The organism is Flavobacterium chungangense LMG 26729 (assembly GCF_000735715.2).
Lineage (GTDB): Bacteria > Bacteroidota > Bacteroidia > Flavobacteriales > Flavobacteriaceae > Flavobacterium > Flavobacterium chungangense.
On the sequence record NZ_JASY01000001.1, the window covers coordinates 232,570 to 255,015 of the forward strand.

The following is a 22,446-nucleotide window of genomic DNA, read 5'->3' on the forward strand; positions in this document are numbered from 1 at the left end:
TTTGAAATTGTTTGTTAAATATTTAAAATACGGTTTTCCATAAATAAAAAATAAATTAAAAGATAATATTTGTCTTAGTGGAAAAGCTTTTAAATACTGTTTTGTCTGAAATTACTTGTATTGTAGTGACAAGTTAAACAGTATGAGACAATAACAAAAAAGGAAAATAATATTATATGTACACAGATAAACCTGCATCAATTCAATCAGAAGATTGTTTTCAACGTTATGAATTTTCAAAGCGCATCGCCTCAATCGTAGCAAAACCTTCAATAGACAAATCCCTTATAATTGGTTTGTATGGCAGATGGGGAGAAGGTAAGACAACTGTGATGAATTTTATTCAAAAAGAATTACCAAAAGAAACAATTATTGTAAACTTCAATCCTTGGCTTTTCTCTGATGAACAACATCTTTTAAAATCTTTTTTTACTAGTATTTCAGCTTCTTTAGGTGCTTCGAATAAGACTAAGAAAGAAAAGATTGGTGAACTTTTAAGTGATTATGGCGGAGCTATCGGCTCCGTAACTCAATTGGTAGGTTTTAATACCGATGGCTTAGAAAAATTAGGTAACAAACTCAAAAGCACATCTGCCGAAGAGTTAAAGAAAAGAATAGATGAATTAATTATTCAATCCGGAAAAAACATCGTAGTATTTGTAGATGATATTGATAGATTAGATATTACAGAAGTTCAATATGTCTTTAAACTAGTGAAATTAGTTGGTGACTTTCCTAGGACTTGTTATATATTATCATTTGACGATGAGATGGTATCTGCTGCATTATCTCCGAAATATGGAGGAGATAGTAAATCTGCAGGATACAATTTTTTAGAAAAAATTATACAAATCCCTCTTAAGATACCTAAAGCAAGTAAGAAGGCTTTATCTAAATATTCCTTAGATCTTCTCAATAAGGTTTTAGACGATAATTCAATAGACCTAAACCAGTCAGAATCTAATGAATTTTTAGAAGTTTTTGATAACGCTTTTCTGCCCATTATGGACAATCCAAGATTGGGGATAAGATTTGCTAATAGTTTGTCTTTTTCATTACCGCTATTGAATGGAGAGGTAAACATTAGTAATCTGATGATTTTAGAAGGACTTAAAATTTTCTACCCATCTTTATATGATTTCATAAGAAACAATGGACAATTATTCTTAGAAAGAACTGATAGAGATCAATCAGATTTTAATAGTAAAAAACAAAAGCAAGATGAGATAAAAAAAGAAATTTCGCAAGCAATTGTTATCTATGACGAGAAGAAGCAGAAAGTAATTATCGAAATGTTTGAGCAATTATTTCCACAACTTAAAATTATATATAGTAATTCTGGTTATGCAGATGATATTTATGTGAGATGGACTAAAGAGAAAAGGATATGTTCAAGTAAATATTTTGATCGATATTTTTCTTATTCTGTACAGGAAGGAGATATACCTGATAATTACTTTGAAAATTTAGTTAAAAATTTTGAAGATAATAGCATTGATGAAGTTGTGATAAAACTTAATGAAACCATAGAGAGATATTCTGCATTTGACTTAATTCAAAAATTAAGAATGCAAGAAGGAATATTTAATGAAAAACAATCTTATAACTTATCTTTAGCATTGGCTGAATTAGGACACACTCTACCAAAAGATAAAAATATATATTTTACTTCCACCTATGCTCAGTCAGCTATTTTAATTACCAGATTGATAGGGATTCAATCTAAGAAAAATCAACTAACACTCTTATTAAAGGTATTTTCAATAAGCAAATCGTTAGATTATAGCATGGAGATTCATCATTGGCTAATGTTTAAAGAGGGAAAAGATCCAGTAAATGCAATTTTCTCTGAAAAAGAAAAATTAAAAATTAAAGAATTACTAGTATCTATTTTTAAAGATTCAATGACAGATGAAAACTTTTTCACTTCATTAGAAGATGGAAATTTGTGGAGAATGCTAAGTTGGTGGATAAATTCTCTTCAGCATAAAAAGACATTGAAAGTTTTTTTGGATAAGCACTTAAAAAAGAAGAACAACCCAATTTTTGCTTTGAAATTATTGAAGGTTTTTACACCGACTATTACAATGACTTCCTCCGCAGATTATATACCAAGAACTTACAAATCTGGCTTTTTTCAGTCAAATTTTGATGCAATTAAAGGTGTTGTAGATGTAAAGTTATTGAATGATAACCTTCTAAAATTGAAAGGATTAAATATAACTGAAATAAATCCTTCTGAAGTGTCAAGTCAAGATCCAATTAATGACGAAACACTTGTTTCAGTATTTCAATGGTTTATAATTACTCAATCAATAAAAGGATGATAAAAACAGAAATAAAACCTTATTTTTTAATTAAAATAGATTCTTTAAAAAGGAGTAATGAAACATCATACTAAAGGAATATATATTAATAATTAAACTGTTAATTGAAAATTATCTACAAATGATAAGAGCATTTTTGCAATTGTTGTTTGCCTTATAACTAATAATAAAAGAAATGATTTTTAGAATCTTAGATAGTTGGGGTCAGTATGATTCAAACTCCAAAAATGAAGTTTGTCTTGTTTGGGACAATTGGAATGACTTTAGTTTTTATACTTTATTCGGTATTTTTTATGTAGATGAGAAATCACAAAAGCATGATCTTGGTGGAGTTAAAATTGGTTTTGTAGGACAGGAGGAAAGAGATAAAGTTTATCATATTGATTACACATTTAATTATATAGGAGATAATTATTTTTCATTGGGAAATTCAGAAGAGTATTATGAGAAGCTTAATAAAATACCAGTGGAAATTAGAGATTCGATACTTAATCAGTTAAATGATGTAGCAAAAAAGCCTGAAGTTTTTAATGGTGTTAGAGAAGAAAGAGTCGTTCAAATTTCATTTCTTAGAGATCTCCATCCGAATACAATAACTGGTCAATATAGAAGAATGGCTAACGGAGGGGCAAAATTAACTCCTTATAGTTTTCGATTCAATAAAGGAAGTAAAAAAGATCAAGATGGATTAAGTCTTCTGTTTGATGTAATTCCGGAATCGCTTCCTCCAACAAATATTCATGTTTTAATTGGTCGGAATGGAGTTGGAAAAACGACTTTGATTGATAATATGATTAATTCGTTAGTTGTTCATTCCGGTCCCATTACTGTGCATGGCAGTTTTCATTTTAATAAAATACACATGTATGATGATGAAGTAAATTCTTTTGCTAATTTAATTTCCGTTTCATTTAGTGTTTTTGATGAATTGGATTTGCGATCTGATGTGGAATTTATTAATGATATGAAGTATTCTTATATAGGTTTAAGGAAAACGAAAGAACTACAGTCTGAATTAGAAATAAAAGATTTAAATACTCTGTCAGTTGAGTTTTACGAGAGTTTAAAAGTATGCAATTCAAGAGGTTTGCTTCCAAGATTAGCAGAAGCTCTTGAAACTTTACAATCAGATCCTAACTTTCGAAGAGAAAGATTTGTTGAATTAATCATGCGTGATGAATTAGATAAGTCAGCAATGGTTATTTCCACGGCCTTTAGAAGACTTAGTTCAGGACATAAAATTATTTTGCTTACAATTACTACATTAGTTGAAAAGTTACAGGAAAAGAGTTTACTACTTATGGATGAACCAGAAGCTCATCTTCATCCACCGCTTTTGGCAGCGTTTATCAGATCGGTATCAGATCTCCTCATCAAAACAAATGGTGTAGCAATTGTCTCAACGCATTCTCCTGTAATTTTGCAGGAAGTACCTAGAAGCTGCGTGTGGAAATTAAGAAGAAGTGGAGATATTACAGTCTCAGATCGGTTAAGTCGGGAGTCTTTTGGTGAGAACGTTGGAGTCCTAACTAATGACGTATTTGGCCTAGAGGTTACAAATTCTGGCTTTTATAAAATGTTGGCAGACATAGTTGAAAAGAATGATTATAATTATGATCAGGTTGTACACTCCTTTAACAATCAATTAGGATCTGAAGCGAGATCAATTGTCATGGCTTTAATTGCAAATAAATAATAAAAATAAAATGCGTAAAATAAATAAACCAGTATTAAAAGCAGCAGTGGTCTATCCTGTCTGTATTGCAACAGTTGGAAATAGTGAACTTCGTGGCAGACTCGAACACTGCCAGACTTTAATAAATAATGCTGAAATAGAGTTTGAAGCTAAAATTACCAAAGGTCAAATCTACACAATTGCGAGGGAAATAATAGTCAATGGAAATGTAACTTATAAGGAGCTAAAAAATGTTTATACAGCTCAGATGGTGCAAAAACCCAAAGGAAGAGTATATTATGATCAGCTTCTCATGGCTGCACCAGGGGGCCTTTGCCCACTTTGTTCACATAGGGAGGCCACCACATTGGATCATTATCTACCTAAATCTAAGTATCCAAGACTTTCAATTGTTCCGATAAACTTGATACCTTCTTGCAAGGACTGTAATACAGGTAAACTGGCAGATTATCCCATAGGACCTAATGATGAAACACTCCATCCTTATTATGATAACATTGAAAATGTAATGTGGTTAAATGCTATAGTTAATAAGACAGCTCCTGTTTCACTATCTTTTAATGTTAAGGCTCCTGCAAGCTGGAGTAACTTGCTAACAAACAGAGTAACTACACACCTTGATTGTTTTAAGTTAAATATTTTATATGCAGCACAAGCAGCCAGGAGGCTATCTGGGATGAAATATAATTTAGAGAAAATTTATTCTAGCGGAGCTGCGCAAGCTGGAATCGAGAAATATCTGGTTGATGAGGCAGCATCAAATGCACAAGTAAATTTAAATTCGTGGGAGACTGCAATGTTTAGAGCATTGTCAGAAGATCATTGGTTTTGTTCAACAGGTTTTCGACTGATTGGATAGCAATATCGTTTTATTATTATTTTATGAATGTCTTTAAATTTGTTATTGTTATATTCAAAATAGTCTGTTGGTTAAGCTAAGCAAATAAAAATAATGATTTATGCATACATTATTGTTAATTTGAAAATATGATAAAATAAAAAAGTTAATTAAATTACATTTGTTTTATTTGCAGAGTTAAGATTATTTTCCATTTAATCTTTTGACCATTTCATATTCAATGCCCATTTGGTATGTTCGCCAATTTTATATAGTTGTTTTTGTTCTCTTTTGCAATGTCCTAAAGAATTTATTAATTCAGTATCTGCCCATTTCAGATATTCAGTATCACCTTTCTCTAAGAGTTTTTCGAGCTCTTTTTCTTGTTTAGGGGTTGGGATCAAATCTAAAATATCATATTGTAATATTTCGTAAGTATCCCAGCCAGGTGTTCTTTTAACAGGAGTAGTGATGGTGCCAACGTAATTATAATTCACATATGGAAAATTTTCCCTTGAAAGAATTTCTCCTTTTCCGGCAATAAGTTCTTCATAGAATTCTCGCCAATGAGAAATCTCCCTGTCCTGTTTTGTATTGAACCAATCAAGAAATTTAATTGCATTTTTTGCAGGTACATATAGCGCATAATCATGCTTCATAAGACCACTTGTTGCCAATTTTATATCATCTTTAGCCTCAAACTCTCTTCTTAGTAAGCTTTGCGTACCTTTCAACCTTTTGTATTTACCTCCTACCAGTTGATAGTGAGGGAAATTTGAGCTTTTCACTAAAAGATACTTATCATTAACCTTGATGCGATATAAGTAAGACATTGAAAATCTTATATAATGACCATTAAAACTTAAATATTTGCACTTTAGTACCAAAAAAACTCTTTTCCAGTTAGTGATTAAATCATATAATCCATCTACAATTAGCAAATCAACCAATAAAAGAATGCCAGCTCCGATAATTTCCGGTTGTAAATTGTCGGATACAAAATAGTACCCGACAATTATCAATATTATACCTAAACAAAATTTAATTATATATCGTATCATATTATTTTTGGACTTGGCTGAATCTTGGTTATTGTTTCACTTAAAATTTCGTAAGTTAAAGCTTTATCAGGAAACGAATTTGCCAAAGCTTCAGGTAAAACACGTAATCTGATGTCTGAAAAAGAATGCCCCAATCCATTATTTTGTTCTGGACCAGTTAAATCAGATAGTGCTTCAAGTTGTTCTTTTGAAAAATCTATTCCTTTTAAACCCATTTCAAATAATTCCATTCTTTCAGCTTTGTCAGGTCTTTCAAATTCTAAAATTATTGCAGCTCTTCTTAGTATTGCTTCATCAAGAAAATGTAATCTGTTTGTCGACATAAATACAATAGCTCTACCATCCAATTCCCTAATCTCGTCAATCTTTTGAATTAGCGTGTTTACAGCCGCTTTCTCTTCTTGGTGCATTTGCATTGTTGAACGCGTTGTTGCAATGGCATCAGCTTCATCAATTAGTAAAAAAGCTAATCTTTTTTTACCTGCTTGGGTTTTTAATTCTGCAAATGCATCATTTACTAGATTTCCCATCTGACCATGTAAACCTTCTCCACGCACTCTAGTACTTAGTTTCAGAAAATGCCCTTCTTTTTTTAGTTCTCTGACCATTCTGTCAGCAATAGATTCCGCAGCAATAGTTTTTCCGGTACCAGCGTCTCCTGCTAAAATAATCAATGGGTATTTATCCTTTATCTGATCAATTACTGGTAATTGAACATTATGAAATTTTTTACTCCAACTTATTAATCCCTCTTGGTCTAGTAATAATTTAAGGTTGGTGTAAATACGATTGAATTTTTTTTCAAATCCAACTAGGTTTTTTGTTTTTTCCTGTATCGATGCACTTGGTAGTACAGTTGCGTTATCAAATATTGAAGCCATTATTTAAAATTTGTTTTTTGCAGTTCGTACCCTTTACTGGCATATAGTTGCGCGTTATTATTATTTAAGTGTGGAAAGTTGGTGTTTACACTGGATGAAACCCACTGCATTTTAAAGTAATGATTTTGTTGAAATTTAACTTGTTCACTTAGTGGTAAAGCATGCCACTTGTCAGAGTATGATAAAATTACTGATAAGTATGTATTTGGTAAATTTTCCCAATCATTATTGTTGCCAGCTCTTTCGCTAGATGTAGCTGTACCGTTAGCGTTTACTGAAAATTTAGCCGCTCTAATTGCATTATCATTACTAGAATTATTAAGAGTTATAGTAACTGTTTTTAGATAATCGCTTTCGGCTAACTCCATTATATCATGAAATAAGTTATCAACGTAAGACATCGTCCATTTATCTGTTCTTCTTGCAATTGTTCTAATATCAGCCTCACAACCTTCAAAAGTTTTTCTGACGTCAATCACAGTATAAGTTCCTGTTATTGTATTTGTTCCGTACATATTTATTTTTTTATTTAATATTAAAAGTTGAACCGAAAACATGTTTCCACTCGCTTAGAGTATCTCCTTCATTCCTTTTTGACTGTGCAATATTCAAAGAATCAAACGCTTCGGAAGCTTCCTCAACAATTTCTTTCCATTTACTATCCGTCATCCTTTTTGAAACATTATTCTCATTATTAGTATCATCTGCAACATAAATACTAGATGTGTAATAGGTTGGTACAGTATTGATTGCGTTCTTAAACGAAATGACAGGGAAGTTTGGTCCGCTCACAAATTGAAAAAATCTAATTATTGCTTCTTCAATATTAGTTTCTATACCGTAATTTATATCAAGATAAGCTACTATTAATTCGATTACGTATGAAGATAATCCTGGTTCATCATCAGTCGGTTTTATCTCCTTTTCATTTCTCCACCATTTTAAAGCTCTGACGATACTCGTGTAAGATGGATTGTTTTTTCTGTTGTTTACAGAAAAATCGAGCTGTTTTGAAATACTTGTAATGTATTTCGAACCACCTCTTCTTGAAGGTTGCCAAACATATTCGACTGGTGAAGAGATTGGAACCACAGGAACAATGTCAACTTCTAATCCTGAGCCGCTAAAAATAATTGTTATAGATTTTGTGTTTCCCTTAGCATCAACAACTTTTCTAATGTCTTTCTGTGGGTAGATCTCTTCTAGATAAGTGATAATGTATTCGAAAAGTTTGTTCAAATCATTTTGAATGTTATCGTCGCCTCCAACAAATAAAACCAAATCGATATCTATTGGAAAATCTCCCGTTGGTTTTAAAATTGTATGTTTTTTCCAAGAACCTGCTAAAATGTATTTTGTCACTTTTAGACCGTGACTGTCATCGTTTTTGATTTTGTTCTCCAGTTTTTCTTTAAGATTATTTATCTGAGTTCTATATTTTGGCATATCCTCAGCCTTTAGCTTAATTTTATCAATAAAAAAACCTAATTCGTCGTTTGTATATTTCATCTTATTAATTTTATGTTAAAAATTCATTCAAATATTATTCCTTATATTGTAATCTGACATACTGGCATAATAACTGTCATGCTAAGGAGCGTTTATTTTATCTGTAAGTAATTTATTGATTATTATCATAGTTAGACTTATTTTAATTTATAACTTTGTGTCTACTATTACTACCAAAAGCGTTACCACGGTTTTAGGTAGTATTATACAGAAGCAATACATGGCGTGGCAAGAATTACAAAATGAATCTACCGAGAATCTCATTGAATATATTCAATGGTCAAGTGATCCAGCTTATTCAAGCACGGCCGATGATGCTTTTATGGTATTTTGTTTTAGATTTCAGATTCAGTTATTGAAAAAATTAATTCCAATATGTAAGCAGTGGAATTTAGACAGAGATTATGCTACTCAACTTGGAGAGAAAGTTTTTGATAGATTTAGAAAATACGCAGGTAGTTTTAATAAGGATAAGTGCAATAAAGAGATTGATATTTGTGTTCTGTTTTTTTTGTTCCGAATTGCACAAAATTTACTACCAGGTTTTAAAAATGAAATCCTTGGAAATGATTTAAGTCCGTACATAGGTGATGAAGAAATTATTAAAGATTTTCCAGATATGGAACAATCTAGTATGCAACCATCAAAACTAAAAGATTTAAAACGAATTCAAGAAATTATACAAAGTGCGCTCGACCGATTATCGCCAAAGCATAAAATAATTTATTTGACGTATAAGATGCATGAGAAAGAAGGATATAAACTTCCAAGGAAATTACTTGAAAGTTTAAGAGATGAACTTGATTTATCTCAAGCAACTATTAGAAGCTATAAAAAAGATTCATTTGATATTGTAGATACATATTTGAAATTATATGGCTCAAAGTAAAAAACATATAACCCCTGAGAATGTTACTGAATGGTTAGCATCAACCGGATTTCTTTTTCCAAGAAATGAAGTTGAGTTATCTAGGTTTGAAACACTTTTTGGAGATACTGACTTTGGTTTAACAGGATTGGAAATTGACCCTGCCAAAATTATCAGAGGTGGAGACAGTCCAAAAAGTATTCAGATTCCGGAATCTATAAAGCCAGAAGATCTTGCCGAATATAGAATGGTTGCCCGTAATGGAAGTAAGTTGCCAGAGCACATCTTGAATAAAATAAAGAACAATCAAAATAAGTCCAAAAAGAATGGTGATACCGAATCATCGGATTAACGAAATAGAAAAGCTGGCAGAGTTTATAGCTAGAGATTTTTCAAATGGAAATCTGACTCTTTTGGAAGAAATTGCAAAGGACGAAGATATTTCACATTATTTCGACCATTATGAAGATGCTTTTGATGGAATGTTACTTTATGATACTGAGGATTTAAATTTCCATATTCATATAAATATTGATAATGGGAACAATCAATTCTCCAAGAGAGGTCGTTACACTTTTGCACATGAATTAGGGCATTATTTTATTGAACAGCATAGACTAGGATTAAAATATGGTTTGCTTGAACCACATGCATCTTTTCATAATATCAATCAGAAAAACTTAATGGAGCTTGAAGCTGATTATTTTGCTAGTGTTCTACTGATGCCAAGAGAGAAGTTTAGAGGTGTTTCAGGAGGAAAAAACTTTTCATTCGAGACTATTTTTAAGCGGTCTGAGGCATTTCAAACAAGTATTCTGGCTACATTAATTAGATTCAGTAAAATAGGAACTCATGAAATATTTGCAGTTATTTCACAAGATAATATTGCAAAATGGTTTTTACGGAGTGATGATTTTCCTCAATGGCCATTTAAATTTAAAGTAGGAAATGTTTTGCCGAGAACTACTGTAGCCGGTGAATTTTTCACAATAGCCGACAGTAAGTATGCAGCAATTCAGGAACTTTCCGCAGACGATTGGTTTTATCCATTTGTTAATGATAATCGTGCCAATAGAACAATGTATGAACAATGCTTTTATTCAGATAATTTTAATTATGTGATTAGTTTGTTATGGTTTAAATAAATTGCATCATGCAGAATAAGTTTTAGCCTTTTTCCTGTATTTATCTGTTTTCTGAAGAAGTTCCTTCATAATTGGCTATTATAAAAGTGAAAGCGATTGTAGAAAAGTGCATTATGTTGAATTGTGAGATAAGGATGAAAATTTGTAAGCAATATGTTTTTAAAGTTTTTATATTTTCTACTATGCACTTTTTTATGGCAATAATACACAATAGGAAAATCATTTCAAATGATTTATTTTTTATTCTGGTAGGTACCAAGAAACCATATTTCTTACGAAATCTGATGTATTTTGTATGGTTGGCAGAAATATGATTCTATCTTCATCAATGGTGTCAACGTAAGGAGCAATTTCTTTTATTATTTCCGGTGAAAATCCATATCTTAATAAGAGAATGTGTATTTTATTATTGGTATTATACCTAAATAGTTCAACAATTTTTTCTGCCCGAGAGTCGTTTCTTTTTTCGCCGTAAATTTTGAATGCTGCTATAAATATATCGGATAGGGAAAAAGAAATTACCTGGTCCATATAGTCGTAGGTATCATATACAATGGAATCATAGCTTACGTTTTCCTTGGGTGTATTCTTTTCATATAATCCATAAACATTTAGACTGCTGTCAGGAAGTTTTTTTGCTGGTTGAGAAAAGGCGCCGAAAGGTTCGTTCGGCTTGTCTCTATTAGTAATTGAGCTATATCTAAGACCAACAATTTCACTGAATGATCGCCCTTGTGCGGCGTGAAAAAAAATATCTATGGCTTGGTTAAATACATTTGTTTCTCCTCCGTTAAGCATTCGTCCCAGCGAAGCTTCATAGATCTTTTTAAGCGAAATCTTGGCATTATCACGATTGCTTTTATTTGAAGCACCGCCTATACTATTTCTTAAATCATTTGGAAATCTGTAGAAAATATCTAGGAATTGCTTAGCTGCAAGCAATACTACTGAAGTTGACAATCGCTCAACTTTTGATATCGGAATATTCTTCTCATCATCAAAAGTATTATTATTTATAGCATCGATGAGTTCCTTATCATCTTCATTATGTTCTCCGTCCTTTGGGTTTTCCAATATAGATTTCTCGCTTAAGGTAAATGTAGTCTTGATTCTTTCTGAAAACAATTTTGCATTGGTTGTATATACGTATCCGTAGTCAAATATTTTATTTTCAGTTAAACGGCCAGCCCTTCCAATTAAATTTTTAAATGCTAAAGCGCGTTCATGCTCGTCCCCTTCGAATTTGTTGTTTTCTAGCCAGACAATATCAAATGGCATATTAATGCCTTGAGCTAATGTACTGGTTGCAAAGCATAAAGTGGAATGTTTACCGCGAATAAAATCTTCAATCAAAAATCTTACCTCAAGGGGAATGGATCCATGGTGAATAACAATTCCTTTTTTAAGAAGATTTACTAGGAATGATATATGTCTGGTCTTATCCGCGCCAACCATATCACTAATGTTATCTATAATTTGAAGTGCGTCTTCATTAGTCACATCCGGAAGACTTGCTATATAGTCTTCAAAGCCCTCTTTAAAGCTGCCTTTATAGATTGAATTTTTCGAAACATAGACCAGAATGGAATGTTGGCCTGTCAATGCGAAGTTCCTAAAATCCCCATCAAAGGCGATGTAGTTCTTTTTCCAATATCCGTTACTGATATAAGGAGAGAAGTAGTAATATTGATCTTCTTTTAAAACAATACATAATTTTCCAACAGAACCATGTAGATAGGAACGGCCATAACCATTATTAATGGGAAGTTGGTGCTTGGAGAATTGAGCTTCCGGATTTTCTATGAAGGGATGTGCAAAGATAATCTTAGCGTTAGGAAAATGTTTTTTGACCCTTCGTACTGCAATATCAAACGTAATTCCCCTGCTATTTTCCTCTGAAATTTGAGCTTCATCGAAAAAGAAGGTCTGAATATTTAACTCGTTCTTAAACTTATACAAATCTTTAGAGCGTTCCGGCGTGAGAACAAAAATTCGGCGTAGCTTACGGTCGTTATAAACCAGATCTACAAAGGAAGAAATCATAACGCTTTTATCATTCTCAAATTTCCTGCGCATCGAGTTCATGTATTCTGCGATCAAGGCTCTGGACGGAACCACTACTACCGCATCTCCAGTTCCTTCTGCAAGGAAGTCCCGGATTGAATATGATTTTCCTGCACTGGTTGGTGCTGAGATCGATATGTACTGTTTCTCGTCAATTGCCCTGCGTATGCTAGCCTGAACAGGTGTAAGAAGAGCTCCATGGTCTTCCATGTGTTCATTTCCAAATCCTTGCATTAAAAAGGAATATAGGTTGCCAGGATTTCCAATCTTATAGAAAAGTCCCAATGCTGAAATAATTTTTTCCTCAAACTCTTCGAAAATCTGAGGATGAAATTCCTTAAAATAGCTAAGATTTTCTAATAAACCTGAGTCCTTAGGGCCTTCGCGATGTATTGTATCTATCAGCTGGCTTAGATCTTTTGCTGGATCTTTCGAGGTTTTAATTGTATTAAGATTCATGACTCACTCCAACAATATAAATGTTTTTTGCCTTTTTTAAATTTTCATACGTTTTGGAATGTTCCAAAGCATTCTTGAGAACCATTAATGGATTTGCTGCATTAATTGAGAATGCCAAAACAACACCAAAAAGGTCGTTATCGAGATTCGTTGCCGGGTCTTCTTCAGCCAGTGATCCTAAATGTGGACCATTCATTAGGTGTTTGTTACCGCCGATGAAACCGTCGGCTTGACCGCCGGCCCCGGAGCTATCGCCTGAAATACCACTATACGGAGAGGAAGTACTTGAGAATTTTGCCTCTCCAAAATTGATAATATCTTCTGTGCAAACGGTATGAAAATCAAAGCCCTCATTTTGGGCAAGTTTGGGTTTCCACAACTCCGCAATAGGAAGTGATCGATGTCCGAATACAACCTCCAAAGCTTTTGATGAACCCATAGAAACCATAAGCTCGCCGAATTCACTAGCCACTTTATTATCGGACGACAGAGTGGTTTTAAATACTTTAACGAGTGCATCTGCCGTTTTTTGTGCAGTTGTTTCATAAGCACGTCTCGCTCTATCATCTAATTTTATAACCCAAGAATTATCATTAACAAGTGTAGTTAGTTCCAGTGCTATTTTTTCCAGATCAGAGATTTTTGCATGGCAGACAAAGATATTTTCTGTATCTGAAACGCTGGTTACCTCATAAAATGTGGATCCCCATGTTTCTTCCTGGAAAATTTGTCCGTAAGAAAGATTATCACTCATATCGCTCTTTAATATGATTTAGAATAAATTTAGATATTTTTAATTTAAATATTGCTACTGTAAAAATTTGCTATTTAATTATAATGTATTTCATGTTAATACAATGTGAGATTATTTGGCGAACTGTAAAAATATAGGTTGTATATTTTTGTGTCCAAACTACTTTTTCCTATATTAAATTTTGAATATTTTGCATTTAAATAATTAAAACAAATATTAGTATTTAATATACAGCTGCATTACGGAAAACCTTAATTGCTCAATATTATTTGATAACTTCAAACTTATCGATTAAATTATTTAAATAAGTACGTATAAATACTTCTTTTTAAATAAAAATTGGTACCTAATATACATTGGGTTATGATATTACTTAAAATAACCTTCAATATCCTTTTTAGCTACATAAGTAAACTTTCCTTCTGAAAATTTACTTATGTTATTGCGTTTTATAAGATTATATAAAGCCCCACTCGAAATATTAAATTTCCTTTGTATTTCAGTGATAGTGTAACAGTCTTTAATTTCAGCCTGTTTTCTTTGCTCTGTTGGTCGTAAAACTATTTCAAAGCCGATTTGTGGCTTTTCAAATAAAGCATTGATATCACACCGTCTAATCAAGGTTTTTCTTTCTGAAAAGTTGTAGGCATTTATTCTTTTGGTATTGATTAAACGATAGACCGTTTTAACTGAAAAACCTAGAAGCAATGCAAGTTGTCTTACATTTAAAAATTCTTTGTCTTTAAGATCAATAAGCGGCTGATTTTTTATTTTGATTGTTTGAAGGTTTGAGCTTTCAATTTTCCGATTTTTTAACCTTCGCTTATAATCTTTACTTGCACATTTTAATGAGCAATATTTTGTTGTGGTTTTCTTTGCAAGGAACTCAAAACCACAAAATCCACATATTTTATATACCGAAATATTCGAGCTCATTTCCAATTTTATTAGTTGGAATTATAGGGTTGTAAAGTAGTTAATTAAGAACGTGTAATGAAGTTAATTATAAAAATATCTAATCACCACTTTTTGATTTGGAGAGAAATTATTCTTGGTGTATTTTTCAGGACTAAATTTTTAATTACTCCAGTAAATATAAGGCTTTCAATTCCAATAATTATGTTTCTTGGTTGATTTAAGCAGTTTGAAAATTTGCTAATTTCTGTGAAATAAAGTAACAGGCCAATGTTTACAACAGCTCACAGGTTTTGATAAAAGCGTGGTACAATTTTGAACAAAATAAAACAAAACAAAAACAAAGTAAAATGGTCATTTTACCTATAAATTTGATGATTTTTAATGATTTTAAGGAGATTTAAGAGGATTTAGGTACCGTTATTTGCCCCAAAAAGGCACAAAATTCAATTTTTGTGTTCTGAGGTACAATTACGGTACAAAAAGTGGGTTTTTAAGTGAAAAAAGTAGGATTTTTGGGTTAAATTTTAACATAAAATTGGCTAAATATGTTAAAATTATGTTAATTATTTGCCGATGCAGAAATTAGCGAAAATATTACCCAATAATTCGTCATTGGTCACCTGACCGGTGATAAGGCCAAATTGATACAAAGCTTCTTTTATATCGAGAGCAATTAAGTCACTGGAAAGGTTCGTTTCAAGGCCAAATTTTACTTTTTGTATTTCATCTAAAGCTTTAAGTAATGAATCGTAATGTCTTGTATTAGTGATTATAGTTTCGTTATTTCTTAGTACACCTGTATTTACAAAAGAAAGTAATTCATTTTTTAAATCATCAACACCAATTTTTTGTTTGGCAGAAATTAAAAGAAGCTTAGCATTTAGATTCTCAAGTTGATTTGTAATGTTTAAGACTTCTTCGTGAGACAAAATATCCTTTTTATTAACAACAATTAATAAAGGTTTTAATGGGTATTTATTTTTGATTTGTTCAATCTCTGAAACAAATTCAGAACTTGAAAGCTGAAACTTCAAACCATCAAACAAATAAACAACAACCTGAGCCTGGTCGATCTTTTCGAAAGTCTTTTTTATTCCAATGCTTTCGACAACATCTTTTGTTTCACGAATCCCTGCTGTATCGATAAATCTAAACCCAATTCCGCCAATAACCAATTCATCTTCAATAGTATCGCGTGTTGTTCCGGCTATGTCAGAAACAATTGCCCGCTCTTCGTTTAATAGGGCATTTAACAAAGTTGATTTACCAACATTTGGTTCTCCGACGATAGCAACCGGGATTCCATTTTTAATGACGTTTCCAATAGCAAATGAGTCGATTAGACGTTTTAGAACAAATTCAATTCGGTTTAATAACTCATAAAATTGTGTTCGGTCTGCAAATTCAACATCTTCTTCTGCAAAATCCAATTCTAGTTCAATTAAAGATGCGAAGTTCAAAAGCTCTTCTCTTAACCGGGCAATTTCATTACTAAAACCGCCTCGCATTTGCTGCATGGCAATTTGGTGTGAAGCTTCATTGTCAGAAGAAATCAAATCGGCAACAGCTTCTGCCTGTGATAAATCCAATTTGCCGTTTAGGAAAGCTCTCAGGGTAAATTCTCCAGCATCAGCCATACGACAGCCTTTTCTCAATAATAACTGGATAATTTGTTGTTGGATATAAGTTGAACCATGACATGAAATTTCGATTGTATCTTCGCCGGTGTAAGAGTTAGGTCCTTTAAAAACAGATACTAAAACTTCATCCAGCGTTTTTTCGTTATCCACAATGTGGCCCAAATGTAAAGTATGGGTCTTTTGCTTTGTTAAGTCCTTATTTTTTATAGATTTAAAAACAGAGTTTCCAATGGAGATTGCTTCAGCACCTGAAATACGAATTATAGCAATAGCTCCTGCTCCGGATGGAGTAGCCAATGCCACTATAGAATCTTGATTTATCATCTTGCAAAGGTAAGAAAAAAGCAGAAATCTTACGAGCTATGAAAATGACAAATGATAACATTAAAGAGTCTAAAATAGCACTATTAAGAAATTATTAACTGTTAAAATCCTGATAATTATCAGTTTGTTTTGTCTTTATAATGATTAAATTTGAGTAGAAACCAATTAATCAGATATAAAATGAAAAAGATATTATTTCCAACTGATTTTTCTGAAGCAGCTACAAATGCATTTGTCCATGCTTTAGAATTTGCTAAAGTTGTCAATGCCGAACTCATTTTACTGCATACTTTTGAAATTCCGGTATATGACAGTCAGTTTTTCCCCGAGAATTACGCAGCAATTTACAGTTCAATAGAATTGGCTAAATTTGACCTTTTTAAAGATGAAATCCCTAAATTAAGGGCTATTGCTGCTGAACGAAATTTAAATGAAATAGTAATAAAACACCGGTTAATGGATGGTGATTTGCTCTATAATTTAAAAAATGCTGTAAAAGAAGATCAAATTGATTTTGTAGTTATGGGTACAAATGGGGTTTCCGACTGGACAACTTTCTTTTTGGGATCCAATACCAGTTCTGTGATTTCAGGGGTTGAGGTTCCGGTGTTATGTGTTCCTATAGATGCTAAATTTAAAAAGATAAAAGTAATTGGTTTTACTACCAGGTATCGGGAAAAAGATAAAAAAGAGTTAAGAAAAGTATTAAAAATAGCAAAGAAAACGGATGCGAAAGTTCGAAGTTTATATGTTAAAACTTCTGATTCGGATGTATCCCAGCAAACCATCAAAGAATGGGAAGTCGAGTTTGCTGATGAAAATGTAGAATTTTTAGTGTTGCCAAGTGATGATGTCAAAGAAACAATACTTGATTTTATACTCTTTAAGGATATTGATGTTCTCACGACTATTACACATAAAAGATCCTTTTTTGAAGGGTTTTTTAGTTCTGGTTTTGCTAAAAAAATAACGAAAGAGGTTTCTATTCCTGTTTTAGTGATGCATGACAACTAATTTCTGATATAATTAATCAGTGTTTTGTATTGGTAAAACCTATATTTGTGATTCATTAAATTAAAAAGATGGATTATTATCAAAACAAGGTTTCGCAATATACCGAATCATTACATACAACTAATAAAAAGTATAACAGTATAAGTGTTTTAAGACTCTTAAGTATTTTTAGTTTTTTGTTTCTGATGTTTTATTATATCAAAACAAGCGAAATTTTATACTTAATTAGTGCTGTTGTATTTTTTATTTGTTTTATATTTTTAATGCGTATTCATTCGCGTCTGTCATTTCAAAAACAGTTTTTAATTGCACTTTTAAAAATAAACGAAAATGAAATCTCTTTTCTTAAAAGAGAAAAACTTCCTTTTGAAAACGGTATTGAATTTAATGATTTCCATCATCCTTATGCATATGATCTGGATATTTTTGGAGATCATTCCTTATTTCAGAATTTAAACAGAGCAGCAACTTTTGTTGGAAAAAAAACATTAGCGAATCAATTATTAAAATTGAACTCCAATGAAAGTATTCTTGAAAATCAAGAAGCAGTTAAAGAGCTTAAATCAAAAATAAACTGGAGGCAGGAGTTTTTTGCTTTAGCAGTTGTCAGTCATGACAGTAAAGATTCATATGATTCGTTAATGCATTGGAAATCATTTAAAAATAATAATTTATCTAAAGTTTTAAATGTACTTTCAATTCTTTTACCTGTCTTGTTTTTTGGCTTTCTGGCAGCTTATTTTATTGCCTCAAAAACTATTCTGTTATCGTACCTGACTTATGTTTTTATCGGAAATCTGATTGTTTTAGGAAGTGGAGTTAAACGTATTCGATCTGAAATTGCCAAAGCTGAAAATATTGATAAAATAATAAAGCAATATAGTTTGCTGGTTCAGAAAATTGAAAATGAAACTTTTGAATCTAAGAAACTGAATGATTTAAAACAGCAGTTGTTTTTTAAAAACGCAAAAGCCAGTTCCCATTTAAAACAGCTGTCAGAATTGTTTTCTAGAATGGATACAATTAATAATTTTGTTACTGCAACTGTTTTTAACGGAACTTTTTTATTTAATCTCCATGTTTTAAGAGCACTTTTGAATTGGAAAAATGTGTGTGCAGATGAACTTGAAAAATGGATTGCTGTTATAGGGGAATTTGAAACCTTAAACAGCTTGGCAAATTTAGCGTATAACAATTCTGACTTTGTATTTCCTGAAATAAACAAGGAACATAAAATTGAATTTACAAATCTAAGCCATCCACTATTGAACCCCGTAAGCAGAGTAGGGAATGATACTCATTTTTATCCGCAGTCTTTTATGATTTTAACGGGTTCTAATATGTCGGGAAAAAGCACTTTTTTAAGAAGTTTAGGGATCAATATGGTATTAGCTGGTATAGGGTCAGTTGTCTGTGCTTCAAATGCTAATATTCATCCATTGCCAGTTTTGGTTTCAATGAGATTATCTGACTCTTTAGCGGATAGTGAATCCTACTTTTTTGCTGAAATCAAGCGTTTAAAACAAATTATGGATGCCTTGGAAGATAAACCGGCTTTTGTTTTACTGGATGAAATTTTGAGAGGAACCAATTCTGATGACAAACGAAACGGAACAATTGAAGTAGTTAAAAAAGTCATTGCTAAAAATGCAATTGGTGCCATTGCGACACATGATATTGAAGTTTGTTTAACAACTAATGAATATCCTGAAACTTTGACCAACCAATGTTTTGAAGTCGAAATAAAAGACAATGATTTGCATTTTGATTACAAACTCCGTATCGGAATCTGTAAAAACAAAAGTGCTACTTTTTTAATGCAAAAGATGGGGGTTATTTAATTCTTTGATCAAAATAAATTTTTATAAAAAAACTTTTTCTGCCTCATAAAGAAGAGTCAGAAAAAGTTTTAAAAAGAAAAAACGAAATATGTGTTACAAGTTCGCTTTTATTTTTTCAATAACAGCGTCATATTCTGAATCAGATAAATATGTTTTTTGAGGGTTCATTTCAAAAACACTTCCAAATCCGTAACCGCCATTGTATTTTGGAACAATGTGCATGTGTAAGTGAGATAAAGTATCGCTAAACGCTCCGTAATTGATTTTATCAGGATTAAAAGCTTTTGCAATGGCTTTTCCTGTTGTAGCAACATCTTCCATAAATAAATTGCGCTGTTCATCGCTTAATTCATAAAATTCAACGGCATGATCTTTGTAAACTACATTTAAGCGTCCCGTGTAAGATTGCTCTTTAAAAAGGAAAAGCTGAGATACTTTTAAATCTGCAACTTTTATCATCAACTGTTGTAAGGTGTCATTGTTTTGGCAATACAGGCATTCTGAAACTGGACTAGGCATATTTTGATTTTATAAAAGGTTTGTAATAATTGAAGTGCTTTCGGCAAAAATACTTTTTATTTTAAAAGAAAAAACTTTTTCTGCTTTTCAAAAGTGAAAGAGGCAGAAAAAGTTTTTATTATTTTAGAAAGCGAACTTTTACTATAATTTATATTTTAAACTAACCATTACCTGACGAGGAGCAATTGGGTTTGTACTATAATTTTCGTGGACTGTATAGTTTAACTCATCTGTTAGATTAGATAATTTACATAAAAGAGAGACTTTTTTCCATTCGTAACCTACAGACGCATCAATAGTTGCGTAACCTTCTAATGGAATGTCACGATCTCTGATAGTAATTGTATATGTTTTTGGATTAGTTGAAGGTTTGTTTTCTGTCCATAAGTAATCGTCATTCCAGCCTCCGGTACGGTCTCCAATATAGTTTCCAATTGCACCAAAAGAAAATCCTTTTAATATTCCTTCAGGTATTTTGTAGAAAAAACTCAAATTTGCAGTATGTCTTGGTGTTCTTGCTAAGATATCACCAACAACTAAACTTCCGCTTGTTCCAGATGATTTTGAAACTTTAGTTTCATTAAAACTATATCCGGCCATAATGTTTAAACCTTCTACAGGTCTTGCAGTAACATCTATTTCAATACCTTTTCCTTTTGTAGCTCCAACTAATTCTTTTAAATTAGTATTTACGTTTTCAGAAACACCATCAGCTTGATATTGTGCAGTTTGTGCTAAATTGTTGTTTTCAATCATATACACTGTTACGTTGGTACTTAAATCTCCTTTCCAGAAATCTTTTTTGATACCTGCTTCGTACTGATCAATTATAGATGGATTTAGTGGTTTTAAATCAACAGTTGTTCCTGTATTAGGTGTAAATGAATTAGAGTAGCTGGCAAAGATTGACATATCTTTATTAGGCTGAACAACCAATCCAGCTTTTGGAGAAAAAGCTCTGTTTAAGACTTTTGCCGCAGTTGTTGGAGTTGCAACTTTTGTTGTACTAACCTGACTTTCCTGCCATGACCAACGGATTCCTCCTAAAAATTTTATATGGTCTGTAATCGAAATTAAATCTTGTGCAAATGCGCCAAAACGTTTCGTGTCTGTTGTAGCTAATTGAGTTATTCTGTTGCTATAAGGAACATTAAGGCTTTGTGTGCTATAGTCATAGTTTAATATATTTATGGCTTTTGCCTCTGTTGTTACAAGATCAGCAGGTTTTGCAGGATCAAAGAAACCAAAAGTATAATTTGGAGCTGTAGAATATTCATAGTCAACCCCGGTAAATATTTGATGTTTGATTATTCCGGTATTAAAGATACCTTGAAGATTTAATTGGTCTCCAAATATATTTTCTCCGGCATCAGCTTTTGTTAAGCCTCTTTTCCAGAGAACTTCCTTTGCACCAGTTGTGGTATTTGTAGAATAAGCTAAATTAGATAATTGTGCTGTTGATGTTTGTGTTCTTCTGTATGATTGAAAAGAAGAATTAAAACCTAATTTCCAATTATCATTGAAGTTATGATTAAGTATTAATGAAGCACTTGAAGATTTTGTGTTTCCGGTTGACCAAAGCGCTCCGAAAAATTGATTGCGTGGTAAATCTAAAATTTCTTTTCCAACAATTCCAGTTCCAAAATCCGGTGTCCAGTCGGCACTTAGATAATCTCCTTGTAATGTAATATGAGTTTTTTCAGTAAGGTTAAATAATAACGAAGGATTAAAATAAATACGTTCATTTTTTACATAATCCCTAAAGCTTTCTGAATTTTCGTAAGAAGCATTAATACGATAGGCGATTGATTTGTTTAAAGGTCCATAAAAATCGATCGATGGTTTGTAAAAAGCATAGCTTCCCATTTGCATGGATAATTCACCGCCTTCTGTAAATTTTGGGGTCTTAGTAACTAAGTTTAAGATTCCTCCAGGGGTAACATTTCCAAATAATAATGCTGATCCACCTTTTAAAAATTCTACTCTTTCTAAACCTGAAACATCCGGAATAGATCCTGTATTATAGCGAAATCCATTTTTAAACATGTTATTGGTATCCATCGTATAGCCTCTTGACCAAAAAGATTCCTGTGCACCGCCACGGGCTGAACCTACATAAACGCCATTAGCATTTTTTATAACGTCACTTAAACGAATAGCCTGCTGTTGTTCGATAACTTCACTTCCAACAATCTGAACACTTTGTGGTAAATCCATTACCTTAATTCCTGAGCGAGCTGCAGAAATTGGTTTTTTAGGTTTATTTGCAGTAATTTTAACCTCATTAAGAACTTCACCTTTTTTGTTTTTTACAGTATCATTAATAGCTGATGCAGTATCGTTATTTGAATAATCCTGGCTGTAAGTAGCAAAACTTAGAAATGATAAACTGAAAAGTAAAATATATTTCATGGTGTTTATTTAGAATAATTTAAAATAATTTTTTTTGCAAATATAGAGGGTATGTTTATTATTTAAAAGTTTATTTAGATTAATTATTATTAATTTTGCAACTATTTGTTTGTTAATTGTTTATTAATTTTTTTCAAAGATATTGTTTTAAAAACATAAGAAAAAAAATACATTTA

The 22,446-nt window shown here is 31.9% G+C and carries 18 protein-coding genes; 8 read left to right on the forward strand and 10 right to left on the reverse strand.

What is annotated here, in order from left to right; genetic code table 11:
• The first annotated feature begins 176 nt into the window (after positions 1-176).
• The 3 genes from JE46_RS00965 (at position 177) to JE46_RS00975 (ending at position 4,882) form a co-directional block, all read left to right on the forward strand.
• On the forward strand, positions 177-2,327 hold the full coding sequence (locus tag JE46_RS00965) for a KAP family P-loop NTPase fold protein (RefSeq protein WP_031453379.1): 2,151 nt from the start codon (positions 177-179) through the stop codon (positions 2,325-2,327).
• Positions 2,328-2,502: 175 nt separating this feature from the next.
• Positions 2,503-4,023: an ATP-dependent nuclease gene (locus JE46_RS00970; protein WP_031453380.1), complete on the forward strand. Its 1,521-nt coding sequence runs from the start codon at positions 2,503-2,505 to the stop codon at positions 4,021-4,023.
• 10 nt (positions 4,024-4,033) lie between these two features.
• Positions 4,034-4,882: an HNH endonuclease gene (locus JE46_RS00975; protein ID WP_031453381.1), complete on the forward strand. Its 849-nt coding sequence runs from the start codon at positions 4,034-4,036 to the stop codon at positions 4,880-4,882.
• Positions 4,883-5,076: 194 nt separating this feature from the next.
• On the opposite strand, the gene JE46_RS00980 is transcribed toward JE46_RS00975, so the two are convergent.
• The 4 genes from JE46_RS00980 to JE46_RS00995 are packed head-to-tail and all read right to left on the reverse strand — an operon-like array spanning position 5,077 to position 8,312.
• On the reverse strand, positions 5,077-5,922 hold the full coding sequence (locus tag JE46_RS00980) for an SMODS-associated NUDIX domain-containing protein (protein WP_051872780.1): 846 nt from the start codon (positions 5,920-5,922) through the stop codon (positions 5,077-5,079).
• Positions 5,919-6,803: an AAA family ATPase gene (locus tag JE46_RS00985; RefSeq protein ID WP_031453383.1), complete on the reverse strand. Its 885-nt coding sequence runs from the start codon at positions 6,801-6,803 to the stop codon at positions 5,919-5,921. Before JE46_RS00985 ends, JE46_RS00980 begins: the two co-directional genes overlap by 4 nt.
• Entirely contained in the window at positions 6,803-7,318 is a 516-nt protein-coding gene (locus tag JE46_RS00990) for an HORMA-1 domain-containing protein (protein ID WP_031453384.1), read from the reverse strand. The genes JE46_RS00985 and JE46_RS00990 overlap by 1 nt, the downstream gene beginning before the upstream one ends.
• Positions 7,319-7,328: 10 nt before the next feature.
• Entirely contained in the window at positions 7,329-8,312 is a 984-nt protein-coding gene (locus tag JE46_RS00995) for a CBASS oligonucleotide cyclase (RefSeq protein WP_031453385.1), read from the reverse strand.
• Positions 8,313-8,532: 220 nt separating this feature from the next.
• Here JE46_RS00995 and JE46_RS01000 point away from each other — a divergent pair, with 220 nt between their 5' ends.
• The 3 genes from JE46_RS01000 to JE46_RS01010 are packed head-to-tail and all read left to right on the forward strand — an operon-like array spanning position 8,533 to position 10,325.
• Entirely contained in the window at positions 8,533-9,201 is a 669-nt protein-coding gene (locus tag JE46_RS01000) for a hypothetical protein (protein ID WP_031453386.1), read from the forward strand.
• The gene (locus JE46_RS01005) at positions 9,188-9,532 is read left to right on the forward strand and encodes a hypothetical protein (RefSeq protein ID WP_031453387.1); all 345 of its coding nucleotides are present in this window, start codon (positions 9,188-9,190) and stop codon (positions 9,530-9,532) included. Before JE46_RS01000 ends, JE46_RS01005 begins: the two co-directional genes overlap by 14 nt.
• Positions 9,507-10,325 (forward strand): ImmA/IrrE family metallo-endopeptidase, encoded by an 819-nt coding sequence (locus JE46_RS01010; protein WP_031453388.1) that lies wholly within the window; start codon positions 9,507-9,509, stop codon positions 10,323-10,325. Before JE46_RS01005 ends, JE46_RS01010 begins: the two co-directional genes overlap by 26 nt.
• A gap of 240 nt (positions 10,326-10,565) precedes the next feature.
• On the opposite strand, the gene JE46_RS01015 is transcribed toward JE46_RS01010, so the two are convergent.
• The 4 genes from JE46_RS01015 to mnmE form a co-directional block, all read right to left on the reverse strand.
• Positions 10,566-12,848 (reverse strand): DEAD/DEAH box helicase, encoded by a 2,283-nt coding sequence (locus tag JE46_RS01015; protein WP_031453389.1) that lies wholly within the window; start codon positions 12,846-12,848, stop codon positions 10,566-10,568.
• Complete coding sequence (locus JE46_RS01020) at positions 12,838-13,602, reverse strand: hypothetical protein (RefSeq protein ID WP_035136356.1); 765 nt, start codon at positions 13,600-13,602, stop codon at positions 12,838-12,840. Before JE46_RS01020 ends, JE46_RS01015 begins: the two co-directional genes overlap by 11 nt.
• Positions 13,603-13,971: 369 nt before the next feature.
• A complete protein-coding gene (locus JE46_RS01025) occupies positions 13,972-14,538 on the reverse strand; it encodes a helix-turn-helix domain-containing protein (protein WP_031453391.1) in 567 nt (188 codons plus the stop codon).
• 545 nt (positions 14,539-15,083) lie between these two features.
• Positions 15,084-16,484: a tRNA uridine-5-carboxymethylaminomethyl(34) synthesis GTPase MnmE gene (gene mnmE / locus JE46_RS01030; protein ID WP_031453392.1), complete on the reverse strand. Its 1,401-nt coding sequence runs from the start codon at positions 16,482-16,484 to the stop codon at positions 15,084-15,086.
• A gap of 180 nt (positions 16,485-16,664) precedes the next feature.
• On the opposite strand from mnmE, the gene JE46_RS01035 reads away from it, so the two are divergent.
• Both JE46_RS01035 and JE46_RS01040 read left to right on the forward strand, forming a co-directional pair.
• The gene (locus tag JE46_RS01035; RefSeq protein ID WP_031453393.1) at positions 16,665-17,498 is read left to right on the forward strand and encodes a universal stress protein; all 834 of its coding nucleotides are present in this window, start codon (positions 16,665-16,667) and stop codon (positions 17,496-17,498) included.
• 68 nt (positions 17,499-17,566) lie between these two features.
• A complete protein-coding gene (locus tag JE46_RS01040; protein WP_031453394.1) occupies positions 17,567-19,339 on the forward strand; it encodes a MutS-related protein in 1,773 nt (590 codons plus the stop codon).
• Positions 19,340-19,432: 93 nt separating this feature from the next.
• Here the strand turns inward: JE46_RS01040 and JE46_RS01045 are convergent, their stop codons facing one another.
• Together JE46_RS01045 and JE46_RS01050 are read right to left on the reverse strand one after the other, a co-directional pair.
• Positions 19,433-19,858 (reverse strand): HIT family protein, encoded by a 426-nt coding sequence (locus JE46_RS01045; RefSeq protein WP_031453395.1) that lies wholly within the window; start codon positions 19,856-19,858, stop codon positions 19,433-19,435.
• A 141-nt stretch (positions 19,859-19,999) separates the two neighbouring features.
• A complete protein-coding gene (locus JE46_RS01050; protein ID WP_031453396.1) occupies positions 20,000-22,270 on the reverse strand; it encodes a TonB-dependent siderophore receptor in 2,271 nt (756 codons plus the stop codon).
• Positions 22,271-22,446: the final 176 nt, after the last annotated feature.